The following is a 14,514-nucleotide window of genomic DNA, read 5'->3' as shown; positions in this document are numbered from 1 at the left end:
CAGCCGGACACAAACCAACATTGCGTTATCATGCGCCACCTGTGAAACGCGCGATGTTGGTTCCTTTGTCATGACACTCCCGTCCGATCTGCCCCCCGAACTCTCCCACAGCGGCGTGCGCCCGGCTGATCGGCTCGGATTTACCCTGTTCCTCGCGGCGTTGATTCACCTGGCCCTGATCCTCGGCATCGGCTTCACCATGGTCGAGCCCAAGCAGATCACCCGCACCCTGGAAATCACCCTCTCCACGTTCAAGAGCGAAAAGGCGCCCGAAAAGGCCGACTTTCTCGCCCAGGACAACCAGCAGGGCAGCGGCACCCTGGACAAGAAAGCAGTGCCCAAGACCACCGAAGTGGCGCCGTTTCAGGACAACAAGGTGAATAAGGTCACCCCGCCACCGACGCCCAAGCCCGAGGTCAAGCAGGCGGCGCCCAAGGCCACTGTGACCACCGTGGCGCCCAAGCCGCAAAAGGCCCCGACCCAGCCCGAAAAAGCCAAGACCGAGCCACGGCCCGAGCCCGTGAAACCGGCGCCGACCTTCGACAGCTCGCAACTGTCCGACCAGATCTCCAGCCTCGAAGCCGAACTGGCCAACGAACAACAGTTATATGCCAAGCGCCCGCGTATCTACCGCCTGAACGCGGCCTCGACCATGCGCGACAAGGGCGCCTGGTATAAGGATGAGTGGCGCAAGAAGGTCGAGCGCATCGGCAACCTCAACTACCCGGACGAAGCACGGCGCCAGCAGATCTATGGCAATTTGCGCTTGTTGGTGTCGATCAACCGCGATGGTTCGTTATATGAAGTGCAGGTGCTGGAATCCTCCGGCCAACCGCTGCTGGACCAGGCCGCCCAACGCATCGTGCGCCTGGCCGCACCGTTTGCCCCGTTTACCGGGGACTTGAACGACATCGACCGCCTGGAAATCATCCGCACCTGGAAATTTGCCAAAGGCGACCGTCTCTCCAGTAACTGACTGCCGACAGATCGTTCCCACGCTCTGCGTGGTAACGCCACCCCGGACGCTCCGCGTCCCGCTACAAAGGCGTGACGCGGAGCGTCACAGGATGCATTCCCACGCAGAGCGTGGGAATGATCTTCCAACGCGCGGCTTGTCAGTTCGCCCCTCCAACGCCACACTAGCGGACATGAAAAACGTCAGCCCGACCTACCTCAAGCACCAATTCCTGATCGCCATGCCCCACATGGCCGACCCGAACTTTGCGCAGACCTTGACCTACATCGTCGAGCACACGGCCAATGGTGCCATGGGGTTGGTGGTGAACCGCCCGCAAGACCTGAGCCTGGCGGATATCCTTGAGCAACTGCGCCCCGAGATCGACCCTCCGGCCCGTTGCCAGGGCGTGCCGATCTACATCGGCGGGCCGGTACAGACCGATCGCGGTTTTGTGCTGCACCCCACCGGGCCGAAGTTCCAGGCCACGGTCGACCTTGAGGGTGTGTCGCTGTCCACGTCCCAGGACGTGCTGTTCGCCATCGCCGACGGCGTGGGCCCCGAGCAAAGCGTGATCACCCTCGGTTATGCTGGCTGGGAAGCCGGGCAACTGGAAGCGGAACTGGCCAGCAACGCCTGGCTGAGCTGCCCGTTCGACGCCGACATCCTGTTCAACACCCCCGTCGAACTGCGCCTGGAGGCCGCGGCCGCCAAGCTGCGCGTCAACCTCAACCTGTTGACCAGCCAGGCGGGGCACGCCTGATGGCTTTGCGTTTGATCCTCGGGTTTGACTACGGCACCAAACAGATCGGCGTAGCGGTAGGCCAGGTCATCACCGGCCAGGCCCGCGAGCTGTGCACCTTGAAAGCCCAGAACGGCATACCGGACTGGAACCAGGTCGAAGCCCTCATTAAAGAGTGGAAGCCCGACGCCGTGGTGGTCGGCCTGCCCCTGAACATGGACGGCACCCCCAGCGATATGTGCCTGCGCGCCGAAAAATTCGCCCGCCGCCTCAATGGCCGCTACAACCTGCCCTTCTATACCCACGACGAACGCCTCACCACCTTTGAAGCCAAGGGTGAACGCCGCGACCGTGGCGGCCAGAAGGGCAGCTACCGCGACAACCCCGTCGACGCCATCGCCGCCGCTTTGCTGTTGCAGGGTTGGCTGGATGAAAACACCGCTTTATTTGAATCCTGACTGACGCGGCTTGCCGCGTCTTTTTACGTTTGAGCCCGGACCTTGCCTGCGCCAAGGCCTTGAAGGAGCCACCATGAGCTTGCCGAACCCTGCCGAACTGATCAGCCAGATGGCCAAAAGCCTCACGGCCCATCTGCAACACCGCGCCATCAGCGAGCCGCGCTTCATCGGCATTCGCACCGGTGGCGTCTGGGTCGCCCAGGCCTTGCTGGAAGAGCTGGGCAGCGATTCGCCCCTCGGCACCCTGGACGTGTCCTTCTACCGCGACGACTTCAGCCAGAACGGCCTGCACCCGCAAGTACGTCCGTCGGCCCTGCCGTTCGAAATCGAAGGCCAGCACCTGGTGCTGATCGACGACGTGCTGATGAGCGGGCGCACGATCCGCGCCGCCATGAACGAACTGTTCGACTACGGCCGCCCGGCCAGCGTGACGCTGGTGTGCCTGCTGGACCTGGACGCTGGCGAATTGCCGATCAGCCCGGATGTGGTCGGCGCCACGCTGTCGCTTGCCCCCCACCAGCGGGTAAAATTGTCCGGTCCCTCGCCGCTCGAACTCGAACTGCAAGACCTCGCCCTTTAAACCCCTTGTAAAGAGTCCCCGCGATGACGCCTCTAGATGCCAAGCGCCCGCTGCAGCTCAATGCTCAGGGTCAGTTGCAACACTTTTTGTCCCTCGACGGTTTGCCCCGCGAACTGCTCACCGAAATCCTCGACACCGCCGACTCGTTCCTCGAAGTCGGTGGCCGCGCGGTGAAGAAGGTCCCGCTGCTGCGCGGCAAGACCATCTGCAATGTGTTCTTCGAGAACTCCACCCGCACCCGCACCACCTTTGAACTGGCGGCCCAACGGCTGTCGGCCGACGTGATCACGCTGAACGTGTCCACCTCGTCGGCCAGCAAGGGCGAAACCCTGCTCGACACCCTGCGCAACCTCGAAGCCATGGCCGCCGACATGTTCGTCGTACGCCACGGTGACTCCGGCGCCGCGCACTTCATCGCCGAGCACGTGTGCCCGCAGGTCGCGATCATCAACGGCGGCGACGGCCGTCACGCCCACCCGACCCAGGGCATGCTCGACATGCTCACCATCCGTCGGCACAAGGGCAGCTTTGAAAACCTTTCGGTGGCCATCGTCGGCGACATCCTGCACTCGCGGGTGGCGCGTTCGAACATGCTCGCCCTGAAAACCCTGGGTTGCCCGGACATCCGCGTGATCGCGCCAAAAACCCTGCTGCCGGTCGGCATCGAGCAATACGGCGTGAAGGTCTACACCGACATGGCCGAAGGCCTCAAGGATGTGGACGTGGTGATCATGTTGCGCCTGCAACGCGAGCGCATGTCCGGTGGCCTGCTGCCAAGCGAAGGCGAGTTCTACCGCCTGTTCGGCCTGACCACCGCCCGTTTGGCCGGTGCCAAGCCGGATGCCATCGTGATGCACCCGGGCCCGATCAACCGTGGCGTGGAGATTGAGTCGGCGGTGGCCGACGGTCCGCAATCGGTAATCCTGAACCAGGTCACCTACGGCATCGCCATCCGTATGGCCGTGCTGTCCATGGCCATGAGCGGGCAAACCGCGCAACGTCAATTCGAGCAGGAGAACGCCCAGTGAAGCTCAGCATCCTCGGCGCCCGCGTCATCGATCCGGCCAGTGGCCTGGATCAAGTTACCGATCTGCACCTGGAAGCCGGCAAGATCATTGCCATCGGCGCTGCGCCTGCCGGTTTCAGCCCGGTGGAAACCATCGACGCCAAAGGCCTGGTGGCCGCGCCTGGCCTGGTGGACCTGAACGTCGCCCTGCGCGAACCGGGCTACAGCCGCAAAGGCAGCATCATCAGCGAAACCCGCGCCGCAGCAGCCGGTGGCGTGACCAGCCTGTGCTGCCCGCCGCACACCAAGCCGATCCTCGACACCTCGGCGGTGACCGAGCTGATCCTCGACCGCGCCCGTGAAGCCGGCAATTGCAAAGTGTTTCCCATCGGCGCCCTGAGCAAAGGCCTGGAAGGCGAACAACTCGCCGAACTGATCGCCCTGCGCGACGCCGGTTGCGTGGCCTTCGGCAACGGCCTGGAAAGCTTTCGCAGCACCCGCACCCTGTGCCGCGCCCTGGAATACGCGGCCACCTTCGACCTGACGGTGATCTTCCACTCCCAGGACCGCGACCTGGCCGAAGGCGGCCTGGCCCATGAAGGCGCCGTGGCCAGTTTCCTCGGCCTGCCGGGCATTCCGGAAACTGCCGAGACCGTGGCCCTGGCCCGCGACCTGCTGCTGGTGGAACAAAGCGGCGTGCGCGCGCACTTCAGCCAACTGACCAGCGCCCGCGGTGTGGCCCTGATCGCCCAGGCCCAGGCCCGTGGCTTGCCGGTGACGGCGGATGTAGCGCTGTATCAGCTGATTCTGACGGACGAGGCGCTGATCGACTTCTCCAGCCTGTACCACGTGCAGCCACCGCTGCGCACCCGGGCCGACCGTGACGGTTTGCGGGCAGCAGTGAAGTCGGGCGTGGTTTCGGCGATTTCCAGCCATCACCAACCCCACGAACGGGACGCCAAGTTGGCGCCGTTTGGCGCGACAGAGCCGGGGATCAGCAGTGTTGAGCTGCTGTTGCCGTTGGCGATGACGTTGGTGGAAGAAGGTCTGCTGGACTTGCCGACGCTACTGGCACGCCTGAGCAGCGGCCCGGCCGAGGCCTTGCGCCTGCCGGCAGGCAAGCTGGCAGTGGGTGCGGCAGCGGACGTGGTGCTGTTTGACCCGGCCAGCTCCACCGTGGCGGGCGAGCATTGGCTGTCGAAGGGTGAAAACTGCCCGTTCATGGGTCATAGCCTGCCGGCGGCGGTGCGTTACACCCTGGTCGACGGCCGGATCACCTACCAGGCCTGATAAGTAGTTCCACACTTAAATGTGGGCACGGTCAATGTGGGAGCTGGCTTGCCTGCGATAGCATCACCGCGGTGTGACTGATACACCGAGGTGCCTGCATCGCAGGCAAGCCAGCTCCCACAAAAGCCAGCTCCCACAGTTGGTTTTGCATAAGCCTCTAGAAACTCAGCGGCCGCCATTGCGCTCGGCATTGCGGATCGAAATCTGCGTATTCAACGTCCAGAAGTCATACAGCACCCCCACCAGGAACAAACCACCGGTCAGCAGGTAGATCAAACCGGTGATCCATTTGCCCTGGTACATGCGGTGCACACCGAACACCCCCAGGAACGTCAACAGAATCCAGGCCACGTTGTATTCGATGGGCCCGGCGGTAAACCGCAGGTCGGCTTCACGGTCCATGGCCGGGATCAGGAACAGGTCGATCAGCCAGCCAATGCCCAGCAGGCCGAAGGTGAAAAACCAGATCGTGCCGGTCACGGGTTTGCCGTAATAGAAGCGGTGCGCGCCGGTAAATCCGAAAATCCAGAGCAGGTAACCGATTACCTTGCTGTGCGTGTCGTGCTGCGAAACATCGTGCCGATAGGTGTTCATGGCGTACCTCTTTTGCCTCGATAGATAAATATTTTCATTTTCTTTGTGACTTTTTTACGGGCGCCCGACGTGTGGCCGATGGTATCTTCCCTCCCGCAAAGCCTTATGCCACCTGACTTGTGTAGGACAATTGCGGCGATTCGTCGCGTTTTTGCTGACTTTGACCCCAAGGTTCAATCGACAAACGGCCTTATAACGACACAAAAAGCTGTTATAAAGTTGCGCGCAAACCAAAAAGAGCCACGCCTAATGCGACCATTTTTCAAGACATGGCTAACCATTTGCCTATTAATGCCACTGGCCGCCCACGCCACCAATCGTGAGCAACGACTTCCGAACGTTAATGGTTTCACCCCTAAAGTTCACAGCACACCCGGCACCAGCAAAGCGGTCAAACTGACCGTCAACCGCCCGACTCAACTGAGCAAGGCCCACGCCAACGGCCTGGTCGGCGTCAACACCAAGCAAAGCAGCAATGTCCTCAGCCGCGCCGTCAACGTGCTCGGTACCCCTTATCGTTGGGGCGGCAGCAGCCCAAGTAAAGGGTTCGATTGCAGTGGTTTGGTGAAATACGCGTTTAACGACGTTGCCGCCGTGGACCTGCCGCGCACTTCCAATGCCATGGCCGCCGGCCACGGGCAGAAGGTGGATCGCAAGGACTTGAAGCCGGGCGACCTGTTGTTCTTCAAACTGAAGAGCCGCCAGGTCAACCACGTTGCCATCTACCTGGGCAACGACCGCTTCATCCACGCACCGCGTCGTGGCAAGTCGGTGAGCATCGACACGCTGAAGAAGCCGTTCTGGGACAAGAACTACGTGATTGCAAAGCGCGTGTTGCCGAAAGAGCAGAACAATAACCTGCGGGTTGTTCAGCGCTGATCTTATAGACCCTTGGCTCCCCATCTGGAATGCAATCCAATGTGGGAGCTGGCTTGCCTGCGATGCGGGCACCTCGGTCTAACTGATACACCGAGGTGCCCGCATCGCAGGCAAGCCAGCTCCCACATTGATCCCACTGTTTGCTAGATGTCTGCTGGCACCCTCGCCTTCTCCCGCGCATCCTCCCGGCTGACCAGCCCCTCGCCCACCAGCGCCTTCAAACTCATATCCAGCGTCTTCATCCCCAACGCCCCACCGGTCTGGATCGCCGAGACCAGCTGCGCCACCTTGTCCTCCCGAATCAAATTGCGAACCGCCGGTGTGCCCAGCATGATCTCGTGGGCCGCCACACGCCCGCCGCCAAGTTTTTTCACCAACACCTGGGACACCACCGCCTGCAACGACTCCGCCAGCATCGAGCGGACCATGGCCTTTTCCCCCGCCGGGAACACATCCACCAGCCGATCCACGGTCTTTGCCGCCGATGCGGTGTGCAAGGTGCCAAACACCAGGTGTCCGGTCTCTGCGGCCGTCAGGGCCAGGCGGATGGTTTCCAGGTCGCGCAGTTCACCCAACAGAATCACATCCGGGTCTTCCCGCAGCGCCGAGCGCAACGCCGCCGAAAAGCTGTGGGTGTCCCGGTGCACCTGGCGCTGGTTGATCAGCGCGGTTTTTGGTCTGTGGATAAATTCGATGGGGTCTTCCAGGGTGAGGATGTGCTGGCGCCGATGCTGATTGAGGTAGTCGATCATCGCGGCCAGGGTGGTGGACTTGCCCGAACCGGTTGGCCCGGTGACCAGCACCAGGCCACGGGGCAGTTGGGCGATACGCTGGAAGACTTCCCCCAGGCCAAGGCTTTGCAGGCTCTGGACCTCATGGGGAATGGTGCGAAACACCGCGCCCATGCCGCGATCCTGCTGGAACACATTCGCCCGGAACCGCGCCACGCCCGGCAGTTCGAAGGCAAAGTCTGTTTCAAGAGATGTTTCGAAATCCTTTTGCTGGTGTTGATTGAGCAAAGGGCTGAGTAAATCGGCCACTTGGGGCGCCGACAGCACCGGCCAATCCAGCGGCCAGACCTCGCCATCCACACGCAGCATCGGCGCCAGGCCGGCCGACAAATGCAGGTCGGACGCGCCACGGCGCACGCCTGCCGTCAGCAGTTCAGTGATATCCATAGGGCTTTCCATTTCCAGTAGAATGCCGCGGACTCCATGTCCACGGGCGCATCTTGAATGTCCACGATAGCAGACAACATTGAGCTGGTTAGCCAGCGTATCCGCGCCGCCGCCGACGCCGCCCAGCGTGACGCAAACAGCGTCCACCTGCTGGCCGTGAGCAAGACCAAACCCGCCCAGGCCGTGCGTGAAGCCTACGCCGCCGGGATGCGCGACTTTGGCGAGAACTACCTGCAAGAGGCCCTGGGCAAACAGGCTGAATTAACCGACCTGCCCTTGAGTTGGCACTTCATCGGCCCCATTCAATCGAACAAGACGCGCGCTATCGCCGAGAACTTCGCTTGGGTGCATTCCGTGGAACGCCTGAAAATCGCACAACGCCTGTCCGAACAACGCCCGGCTGACCTGCCACCGCTGAACATCTGCATCCAGGTCAACGTCAGTGGCGAAGCCAGCAAGTCCGGCTGTACGCCCGCCGACCTGCCGGCCCTGGCCCAGGCGATCAGCGCCCTGCCGCGCTTGCAGTTGCGGGGCTTGATGGCGATTCCCGAGCCGACTGACGATCGTGCCGCGCAAGATGCAGCCTTCGCCACGGTGCGTGAGCTGCAAGCCGGCTTGAATCTGCCGCTCGACACACTTTCCATGGGCATGAGCCACGACCTTGAGTCAGCCATCGCCCAAGGCGCCACCTGGGTGCGGATCGGTACCGCACTGTTTGGCGCCCGCGACTACGGCCAGCCGTGAAATGGCTGACTTTTCACTGAATAAGGACCTGTCATGAGCAACACGCGTATTGCCTTTATCGGCGCCGGTAACATGGCGGCCAGCCTGATCGGTGGCCTGCGGGCCAAGGGCCTGGATGCCGCGCAGATCCGCGCCAGCGACCCGGGCGCCGAGACCCGTGCCCGCGTCAGCGCCGAGCACGGTATCGAGACCTTTGCCGACAACGCCGAGGCCATCCAGGGCGTCGATGTGATCGTGCTGGCGGTCAAGCCGCAGGCCATGAAGGCCGTGTGCGAAAGCCTGCGCCCGAGCCTGCAACCGCAGCAGTTGGTGGTGTCCATCGCCGCGGGCATTACCTGCGCCAGCATGAACAACTGGCTCGGCGCCCAGCCGATCGTGCGCTGCATGCCCAACACCCCGTCGCTGCTGCGCCAGGGCGTGAGCGGCCTGTACGCAACCGCTGAAGTCAGCGCCGCACAACGGGATCAAGCTCAGGAGCTGCTGTCCGCCGTGGGCATCGCCCTGTGGCTGGAAACCGAGCAGCAACTGGATGCGGTCACTGCGGTGTCCGGCAGCGGCCCGGCGTATTTCTTCCTGCTGATCGAAGCCATGACCGCCGCCGGCGTGAAGCTGGGCCTGCCGCAGGAAATCGCCAAACAGCTGTCGGAACAAACCGCACTGGGCGCGGCAAAAATGGCCGTGACCAGCGACGTCGACGCCGCCGAACTGCGCCGCCGCGTGACCTCGCCGGGCGGCACCACGCAAGCCGCCATCGAATCCTTCCAGGCCGGGGGCTTTGAAGCCCTGGTGGAAACAGCACTGGGTGCCGCAGCACATCGTTCGGCAGAAATGGCCGAGCAGCTGGGCAAATAAATAGTCGTCCCAATCAAGGAATCACACATGCTTGGCCTTAATGACGCGCTTATTTTCATCATCCAGACCCTGGGCAGCCTGTACCTGCTGATCGTGCTGATGCGTTTTATCCTGCAACTGGTGCGGGCGAACTTCTACAACCCGCTGTGCCAATTCGTGGTCAAGGCCACCCAGCCGCTGCTCAAGCCACTGCGCCGGATCGTGCCAAGCATGTTCGGCCTGGACATGTCGTCGCTGGTGCTGGCACTGCTGCTGCAGATCCTGCTGTTTGCCGTGGTGCTGTTGCTCAAAGGCTTCCTGCCCTACACCGTGCTGCTGTTGCCATGGGCGCTGATCGGGATCTTCTCGCTGTTTTTGAAGATCATCTTCTGGTCGATGATCATCAGCGTGATCCTGTCCTGGGTCGCACCGGGCAGCCGCAGCCCCGGCGCCGAGCTGGTGTTCCAGATCACCGAGCCGGTACTGGCGCCGTTCCGTCGCTTGATCCCGAACCTGGGTGGCCTGGATATCTCGCCGATCTTCGCGTTTATCGCGATCCAGCTGATCCAGGGCTGGGTGGTCCCGTACCTGGCTGACTTTGCAGCCATGCCCAAAATGCTGTTCGGGCTGATCTGACATGCAGATCGTTCCCTCGCTCCGCGTGGGAATGCAGGCTGGACGCTCAGCGTCCCATCGCGTGACGCAGAGCGTCACAAGTGGCGTTCCCACGCAGAGCGTGGGAACGATCGGCCGGGAAGGGTTTGCTTGCCGCTAGGGTCCCCGCTCTTTAGACTTACGCCTCATTTAAACGAGAGCAGGGTCGATGCCAGCTGCCTTCCCCCCCGATTCTGTTGGACTGGTCGTGCCCCAAGTGGCGCACTTCAGCGAACCGCTGGCCTTGGCCTGCGGCCGTTCGCTGCCTGCCTATGACCTGATCTACGAGACCTACGGCCAACTGAACGCCACGGCCAGCAACGCCGTGCTGATCTGCCACGCCCTGTCCGGCCATCATCACGCCGCCGGCTTCCATTCTGCCGACGACCGCAAGCCCGGCTGGTGGGACAGTTGCATCGGCCCCGGCAAGCCCATCGACACAGACAAGTTCTTTGTGGTCAGCCTGAACAACCTCGGCGGCTGCAACGGTTCCACCGGCCCCAGCAGCCTCAACCCGGAAACCGGCAAGCCGTTCGGCGCCGACTTCCCGGTGCTTACCGTGGAAGACTGGGTGCACAGCCAGGCCCGCCTTGCCGACCTGCTCGCTATCAAGCAATGGGCCGCCGTGATCGGTGGCAGCCTGGGCGGCATGCAGGCGCTGCAATGGACCATCACCTACCCGGACCGCGTGCGCCATTGCCTGGCCATCGCCTCGGCACCGAAGTTGTCGGCGCAGAACATCGCCTTCAACGAAGTGGCGCGCCAGGCCATCCTCACCGACCCCGAGTTCCACGGCGGTTCGTTCCAGGAAGCCGGGGTGATCCCCAAGCGCGGCCTGATGCTGGCGCGGATGGTCGGGCACATCACCTACTTGTCCGATGACTCCATGGGCGAGAAATTCGGCCGTGGCCTCAAGAGCGAGAAGCTCAACTACGACTTCCACAGCGTCGAGTTCCAGGTGGAAAGCTACCTGCGTTATCAGGGCGAGGAGTTCTCCGGGCGTTTCGACGCCAACACCTACCTGCTGATGACCAAGGCCCTGGACTACTTCGACCCGGCGGCCAACCATGACGACGACCTGGCAAAAACCTTCGAACACGCCACGGCCAAGTTCTGCGTGATGTCGTTCACCACCGACTGGCGCTTCTCGCCGGCGCGCTCGCGCGAACTGGTGGATGCGCTGATGGCCGCGCGCAAAGACGTCTGCTACCTGGAGATCGACGCTCCGCAAGGCCACGACGCCTTCCTGATCCCGATCCCGCGCTACCTGCAAGCGTTCAGCAACTACATGAACCGAATCGTATTGTGAGAAAGCCATGAGAGCCGACCTGGACATCATCCAAGACTGGATCCCCGCCGGCAGCCGCGTGCTCGACCTGGGTTGCGGCGATGGCGAACTGCTGAGCTGGCTGCGGGACAACAAGCAAGTCACCGGCTACGGCCTGGAAAACGACCCGGACAACATCGCCCAGTGCGTGGCCAAGGGCATCAACGTGATCGAGCAGGACCTGGACAAGGGCCTGGGCAACTTTGCCAGCAACAGCTTCGATATCGTGGTGATGACCCAGGCCCTGCAAGCGGTGCACTACCCGGACCGCATCCTCGACGAAATGCTGCGCGTCGGCCGCCAGTGCATCATCACTTTCCCCAATTTCGGGCACTGGCGCTGCCGCTGGTACCTGGCCACCAAGGGCCGCATGCCGGTCTCGGATTTCCTGCCGTACACGTGGTACAACACGCCCAACATCCACTTCTGCACCTTCGAAGACTTCGAAGCCCTGTGTGGCGAGCGTGAAGCCAAGGTGATCAACCGCCTTGCCGTCGATCAACAGCACCGCCACGGCTGGGCGAGTAAACTATGGCCCAACCTGTTGGGCGAAATTGGTATCTACCGGGTCAGCAGCCCCAGCCTGACCGACCACAAGATTGCCGTCTAATCATTTTCAAGAGGGATGATCATGAGTCGCTTGGCTATTTTTCTATTGACCGCGTGCCTGGGCGCCAGCGCCATCGCAGCGGACTCTATCGACGCTAATCGCAAGAAAGACTTCGGCGATATCACCGTCCACTACAACACCTTCACTTCCAGCTTCCTGCCACCTGAGACCGCCCAGAACATCGGCGTGGTGCGCAGCAAGGAGAAGGGCCTGATCAACGTGACCGTGATCAAGGGCGTTGCGCCAGTAGCGGCGCAAGTGACCGGCACCATCAAGGACCTGGGCGGCAAGAGCGAGGTCCTGACCTTCAAGCAGATTACCGAGAAAAGCGGGGTCAGTTACCTCGCGCCCTACTCCGTCACCCAGCGTGAATACAAGACGTTTACCATCAACGTTGAAACCGGCGGCAAAGCCCATAGTTTCCAATTCAACCAAGAACAGTTCCCGGCCGAATGATGAAACTCACCCAACTCGTACTGGCCAGCCATAACGCCGGCAAACTCAAGGAACTGCAGGCCATGCTCGGCGAATCGGTGCAATTGCGCTCGATTGGCGAGTTCAGCCAGGTAGAGCCGGAAGAAACCGGCCTGTCGTTCGTCGAGAACGCCATCCTCAAGGCGCGAAATGCTGCACGCATCTCCGGCCTGCCGGCACTGGCGGACGACTCGGGTTTGGCGGTGGACTTCCTCGGCGGCGCCCCGGGCATCTATTCGGCGCGTTATGCCGATGGCAAGGGCGACGCGGCCAACAACGCCAAGCTGCTGGACGCCCTCAAGGACGTGCCGGACGCCGAGCGCGGCGCGCAGTTCGTCTGCGTGCTGGCCCTGGTGCGCCACGCCGACGACCCGTTGCCGATCCTCTGCGAAGGCCTGTGGCACGGGCGCATCCTGCATGCGGCCAGCGGTGAGCATGGCTTTGGCTACGACCCGCTGTTCTGGGTGCCGGAGCGCAATGTCTCCAGCGCCGAACTGAGCCCGGCCGACAAGAACCAGATCAGCCACCGCGCCCGCGCAATGGATTTGCTGCGCCTACGCCTGAGCCTGAAATGACCCAAAACACCTCTGCGCAGCCGCTGATCCACGGCGGCGCGCAAACTCCACGGGCGGCCCTGCCCCTGCTGCCGCCCCTGGCGCTGTACATCCACATTCCGTGGTGCGTGCGCAAATGCCCTTACTGCGACTTCAACTCCCACACCGCCAGCAAAGTGCTGCCGGAGGAAGAGTACGTGGACGCCTTGCTGGCCGACCTCGATCAAGACCTGCATGCCGTTTACGGTCGCGAGCTGAGTTCGATCTTCTTCGGTGGCGGCACGCCAAGCCTGTTCAGTGCGGCGGCCCTGGGCCGCTTGCTCAAAGGCGTGGAAGCGCGCATCCCGTTTGCTGGCGACATCGAGATCACCCTGGAAGCCAACCCCGGCACCTTCGAACAAGAGAAGTTCGTGGCGTACCGCAAGCTGGGGATCAACCGCCTGTCCATCGGCATCCAGAGCTTCCAGCAGGAAAAGCTCGAGGCCCTGGGCCGCATCCACAATGGCGACGAAGCCGTACGCGCAGCGGGCATGGCGCGCCAGGCCGGGTTCGATAACTTCAACCTGGACCTGATGCACGGCTTGCCCGATCAGTCCCTGGACGACGCCTTGAGCGACCTGCGCCAGGCCATCGCGCTCAAGCCCACGCATTTGTCCTGGTATCAGCTGACCCTGGAACCCAACACCGTGTTCTGGAACCAGCCGCCTGCGCTGCCGGAAGACGACACGTTGTGGGACATCCAGGAAGCCGGCCAGGCGCTGCTGGCCGAGCACGGTTACGCGCAATACGAAGTGTCGGCCTACGCCCAGCCGGGTCGCCCGGCGCGGCACAACCTGAATTACTGGAGCTTTGGCGACTTTATCGGCATCGGCGCCGGTGCCCACGGCAAGCTCAGCCATCCAGACGGGCGCATCGTGCGCACCTGGAAGACCCGCGCGCCGAAGGACTACCTCAACCCGGCAAAAAACTTCCAGGCCGGCGCGAAAGAACTGACCAACGAAGAGCTGCCGTTCGAGTTCCTGATGAACGCCTTGCGCCTTACCGAAGGCGTCGAAGCCAAGCTGTATGCCGAGCGCACCGGCCTTGAGCTGACCAGCCTGGACGAAGGCCGCGCGGATGCCGAACAAAGTGGCTTAATGCAGGTCGAACCGTCACGCCTGGCGGCGACCGACCGCGGGCAACTCTTTCTCAATGACCTGTTGCAGAAGTTTTTGAGCTGACGCTCTTAAGGAAATCGAATGGATTTGGTACTCGACCTGCTCGCCACCGTATCCCGCTGGAGCCGTAGCAACCTGTCGGAAATCTCCCTGGCCCTGGTGGGCTGCTTGCTGGTGCTGTTTGGTGCCGACATCAAGGGCTGGGTCGAAGCACGCCTGGGCAGCGTGGCCGGTGCGTTGCGCGTACCGTTGATGGCGTTGCTGTGCATGATTGGCAGCGGTGCGGCATTGATCTACGCCACGCCTTGGATTGTGCGGGGGTTGAGCCAGTTCAATAACTACAGTTTGGCGCCGGTGCTAGTGGTGGTGCTGGTGTTGATCGGCGTAGTAGCAGACCGCCGCTAACCTCAAGCACACTGCAAAACAAATGTGGGAGCTGGCTTGCCTGCGATGCAGACACCTCGGTGTATCAGTGACACCC

The 14,514-nt window shown here is 62.4% G+C and carries 18 protein-coding genes; 16 read left to right on the top strand and 2 right to left on the bottom strand.

Annotated features, from left to right (window positions below; translation table 11 throughout):
* Positions 1 to 70: 70 nt before the first annotated feature.
* From J1G37_RS05625 to J1G37_RS05600, 6 genes are all read left to right on the top strand, one after another.
* Positions 71 to 976: an energy transducer TonB gene (locus J1G37_RS05625; RefSeq protein WP_207040477.1), complete on the top strand. Its 906-nt coding sequence runs from the start codon at positions 71 to 73 to the stop codon at positions 974 to 976.
* A 172-nt stretch (positions 977 to 1,148) separates the two neighbouring features.
* Entirely contained in the window at positions 1,149 to 1,718 is a 570-nt protein-coding gene (locus J1G37_RS05620; RefSeq protein WP_207040476.1) for a YqgE/AlgH family protein, read from the top strand.
* Positions 1,718 to 2,155 carry a Holliday junction resolvase RuvX gene (gene ruvX / locus J1G37_RS05615; protein ID WP_005792259.1) on the top strand — a complete coding sequence of 146 codons (438 nt, stop codon included), beginning with the start codon at positions 1,718 to 1,720 and terminating at the stop codon, positions 2,153 to 2,155. Before J1G37_RS05620 ends, ruvX begins: the two co-directional genes overlap by 1 nt.
* 73 nt (positions 2,156 to 2,228) lie before the next feature.
* Positions 2,229 to 2,735, top strand: coding sequence for a bifunctional pyr operon transcriptional regulator/uracil phosphoribosyltransferase PyrR (gene pyrR / locus J1G37_RS05610; protein WP_207040475.1), 507 nt, complete (start codon positions 2,229 to 2,231; stop codon positions 2,733 to 2,735).
* Positions 2,736 to 2,758: 23 nt separating this feature from the next.
* Complete coding sequence (locus J1G37_RS05605) at positions 2,759 to 3,763, top strand: aspartate carbamoyltransferase catalytic subunit (RefSeq protein ID WP_124527306.1); 1,005 nt, start codon at positions 2,759 to 2,761, stop codon at positions 3,761 to 3,763.
* Positions 3,760 to 5,031, top strand: coding sequence for a dihydroorotase (locus tag J1G37_RS05600; protein WP_207040474.1), 1,272 nt, complete (start codon positions 3,760 to 3,762; stop codon positions 5,029 to 5,031). The genes J1G37_RS05605 and J1G37_RS05600 overlap by 4 nt, the downstream gene beginning before the upstream one ends.
* 165 nt (positions 5,032 to 5,196) lie before the next feature.
* On the opposite strand, the gene J1G37_RS05595 is transcribed toward J1G37_RS05600, so the two are convergent.
* Complete coding sequence (locus J1G37_RS05595) at positions 5,197 to 5,625, bottom strand: TM2 domain-containing protein (RefSeq protein WP_207040473.1); 429 nt, start codon at positions 5,623 to 5,625, stop codon at positions 5,197 to 5,199.
* Between the two features lie 249 nt (positions 5,626 to 5,874).
* Between J1G37_RS05595 and J1G37_RS05590 the strand changes: the two genes are divergently transcribed.
* Complete coding sequence (locus J1G37_RS05590) at positions 5,875 to 6,504, top strand: C40 family peptidase (RefSeq protein WP_207040472.1); 630 nt, start codon at positions 5,875 to 5,877, stop codon at positions 6,502 to 6,504.
* 143 nt (positions 6,505 to 6,647) lie between these two features.
* On the opposite strand, the gene J1G37_RS05585 is transcribed toward J1G37_RS05590, so the two are convergent.
* Positions 6,648 to 7,682, bottom strand: a complete 1,035-nt coding sequence (locus tag J1G37_RS05585; protein ID WP_207040471.1) for a type IV pilus twitching motility protein PilT — start codon at positions 7,680 to 7,682, stop codon at positions 6,648 to 6,650.
* A 57-nt stretch (positions 7,683 to 7,739) separates the two neighbouring features.
* On the opposite strand from J1G37_RS05585, the gene J1G37_RS05580 reads away from it, so the two are divergent.
* The 9 genes from J1G37_RS05580 (at position 7,740) to J1G37_RS05540 (ending at position 14,438) form a co-directional block, all read left to right on the top strand.
* Complete coding sequence (locus J1G37_RS05580) at positions 7,740 to 8,426, top strand: YggS family pyridoxal phosphate-dependent enzyme (protein WP_207040470.1); 687 nt, start codon at positions 7,740 to 7,742, stop codon at positions 8,424 to 8,426.
* 33 nt (positions 8,427 to 8,459) lie between these two features.
* Positions 8,460 to 9,278 carry a pyrroline-5-carboxylate reductase gene (proC, locus tag J1G37_RS05575; protein WP_207040469.1) on the top strand — a complete coding sequence of 273 codons (819 nt, stop codon included), beginning with the start codon at positions 8,460 to 8,462 and terminating at the stop codon, positions 9,276 to 9,278.
* A 27-nt stretch (positions 9,279 to 9,305) separates the two neighbouring features.
* Positions 9,306 to 9,893: a YggT family protein gene (locus tag J1G37_RS05570; RefSeq protein ID WP_207040468.1), complete on the top strand. Its 588-nt coding sequence runs from the start codon at positions 9,306 to 9,308 to the stop codon at positions 9,891 to 9,893.
* A 187-nt stretch (positions 9,894 to 10,080) separates the two neighbouring features.
* A complete protein-coding gene (locus J1G37_RS05565; RefSeq protein ID WP_207040467.1) occupies positions 10,081 to 11,220 on the top strand; it encodes a homoserine O-acetyltransferase in 1,140 nt (379 codons plus the stop codon).
* Between the two features lie 7 nt (positions 11,221 to 11,227).
* The gene (metW, locus tag J1G37_RS05560; protein ID WP_207040466.1) at positions 11,228 to 11,848 is read left to right on the top strand and encodes a methionine biosynthesis protein MetW; all 621 of its coding nucleotides are present in this window, start codon (positions 11,228 to 11,230) and stop codon (positions 11,846 to 11,848) included.
* Positions 11,849 to 11,869: 21 nt separating this feature from the next.
* On the top strand, positions 11,870 to 12,304 hold the full coding sequence (locus J1G37_RS05555) for a DUF4426 domain-containing protein (RefSeq protein WP_207040465.1): 435 nt from the start codon (positions 11,870 to 11,872) through the stop codon (positions 12,302 to 12,304).
* On the top strand, positions 12,301 to 12,897 hold the full coding sequence (rdgB, locus tag J1G37_RS05550) for an RdgB/HAM1 family non-canonical purine NTP pyrophosphatase (protein WP_207040464.1): 597 nt from the start codon (positions 12,301 to 12,303) through the stop codon (positions 12,895 to 12,897). Before J1G37_RS05555 ends, rdgB begins: the two co-directional genes overlap by 4 nt.
* Positions 12,894 to 14,096, top strand: coding sequence for a radical SAM family heme chaperone HemW (gene hemW / locus J1G37_RS05545; protein ID WP_242551427.1), 1,203 nt, complete (start codon positions 12,894 to 12,896; stop codon positions 14,094 to 14,096). The genes rdgB and hemW overlap by 4 nt, the downstream gene beginning before the upstream one ends.
* A gap of 18 nt (positions 14,097 to 14,114) precedes the next feature.
* Positions 14,115 to 14,438: a DUF3392 domain-containing protein gene (locus J1G37_RS05540; RefSeq protein ID WP_010207241.1), complete on the top strand. Its 324-nt coding sequence runs from the start codon at positions 14,115 to 14,117 to the stop codon at positions 14,436 to 14,438.
* Positions 14,439 to 14,514: the final 76 nt, after the last annotated feature.

Origin of the sequence: Pseudomonas sp. Marseille-Q1929, assembly GCF_017316265.1 — a bacterium.
In the GTDB taxonomy this organism is placed as follows: Bacteria; Pseudomonadota; Gammaproteobacteria; order Pseudomonadales; family Pseudomonadaceae; genus Aquipseudomonas.
Note: the sequence above shows the minus strand (reverse complement) of the source record. Positions and strands in the feature narration are given on the sequence as shown.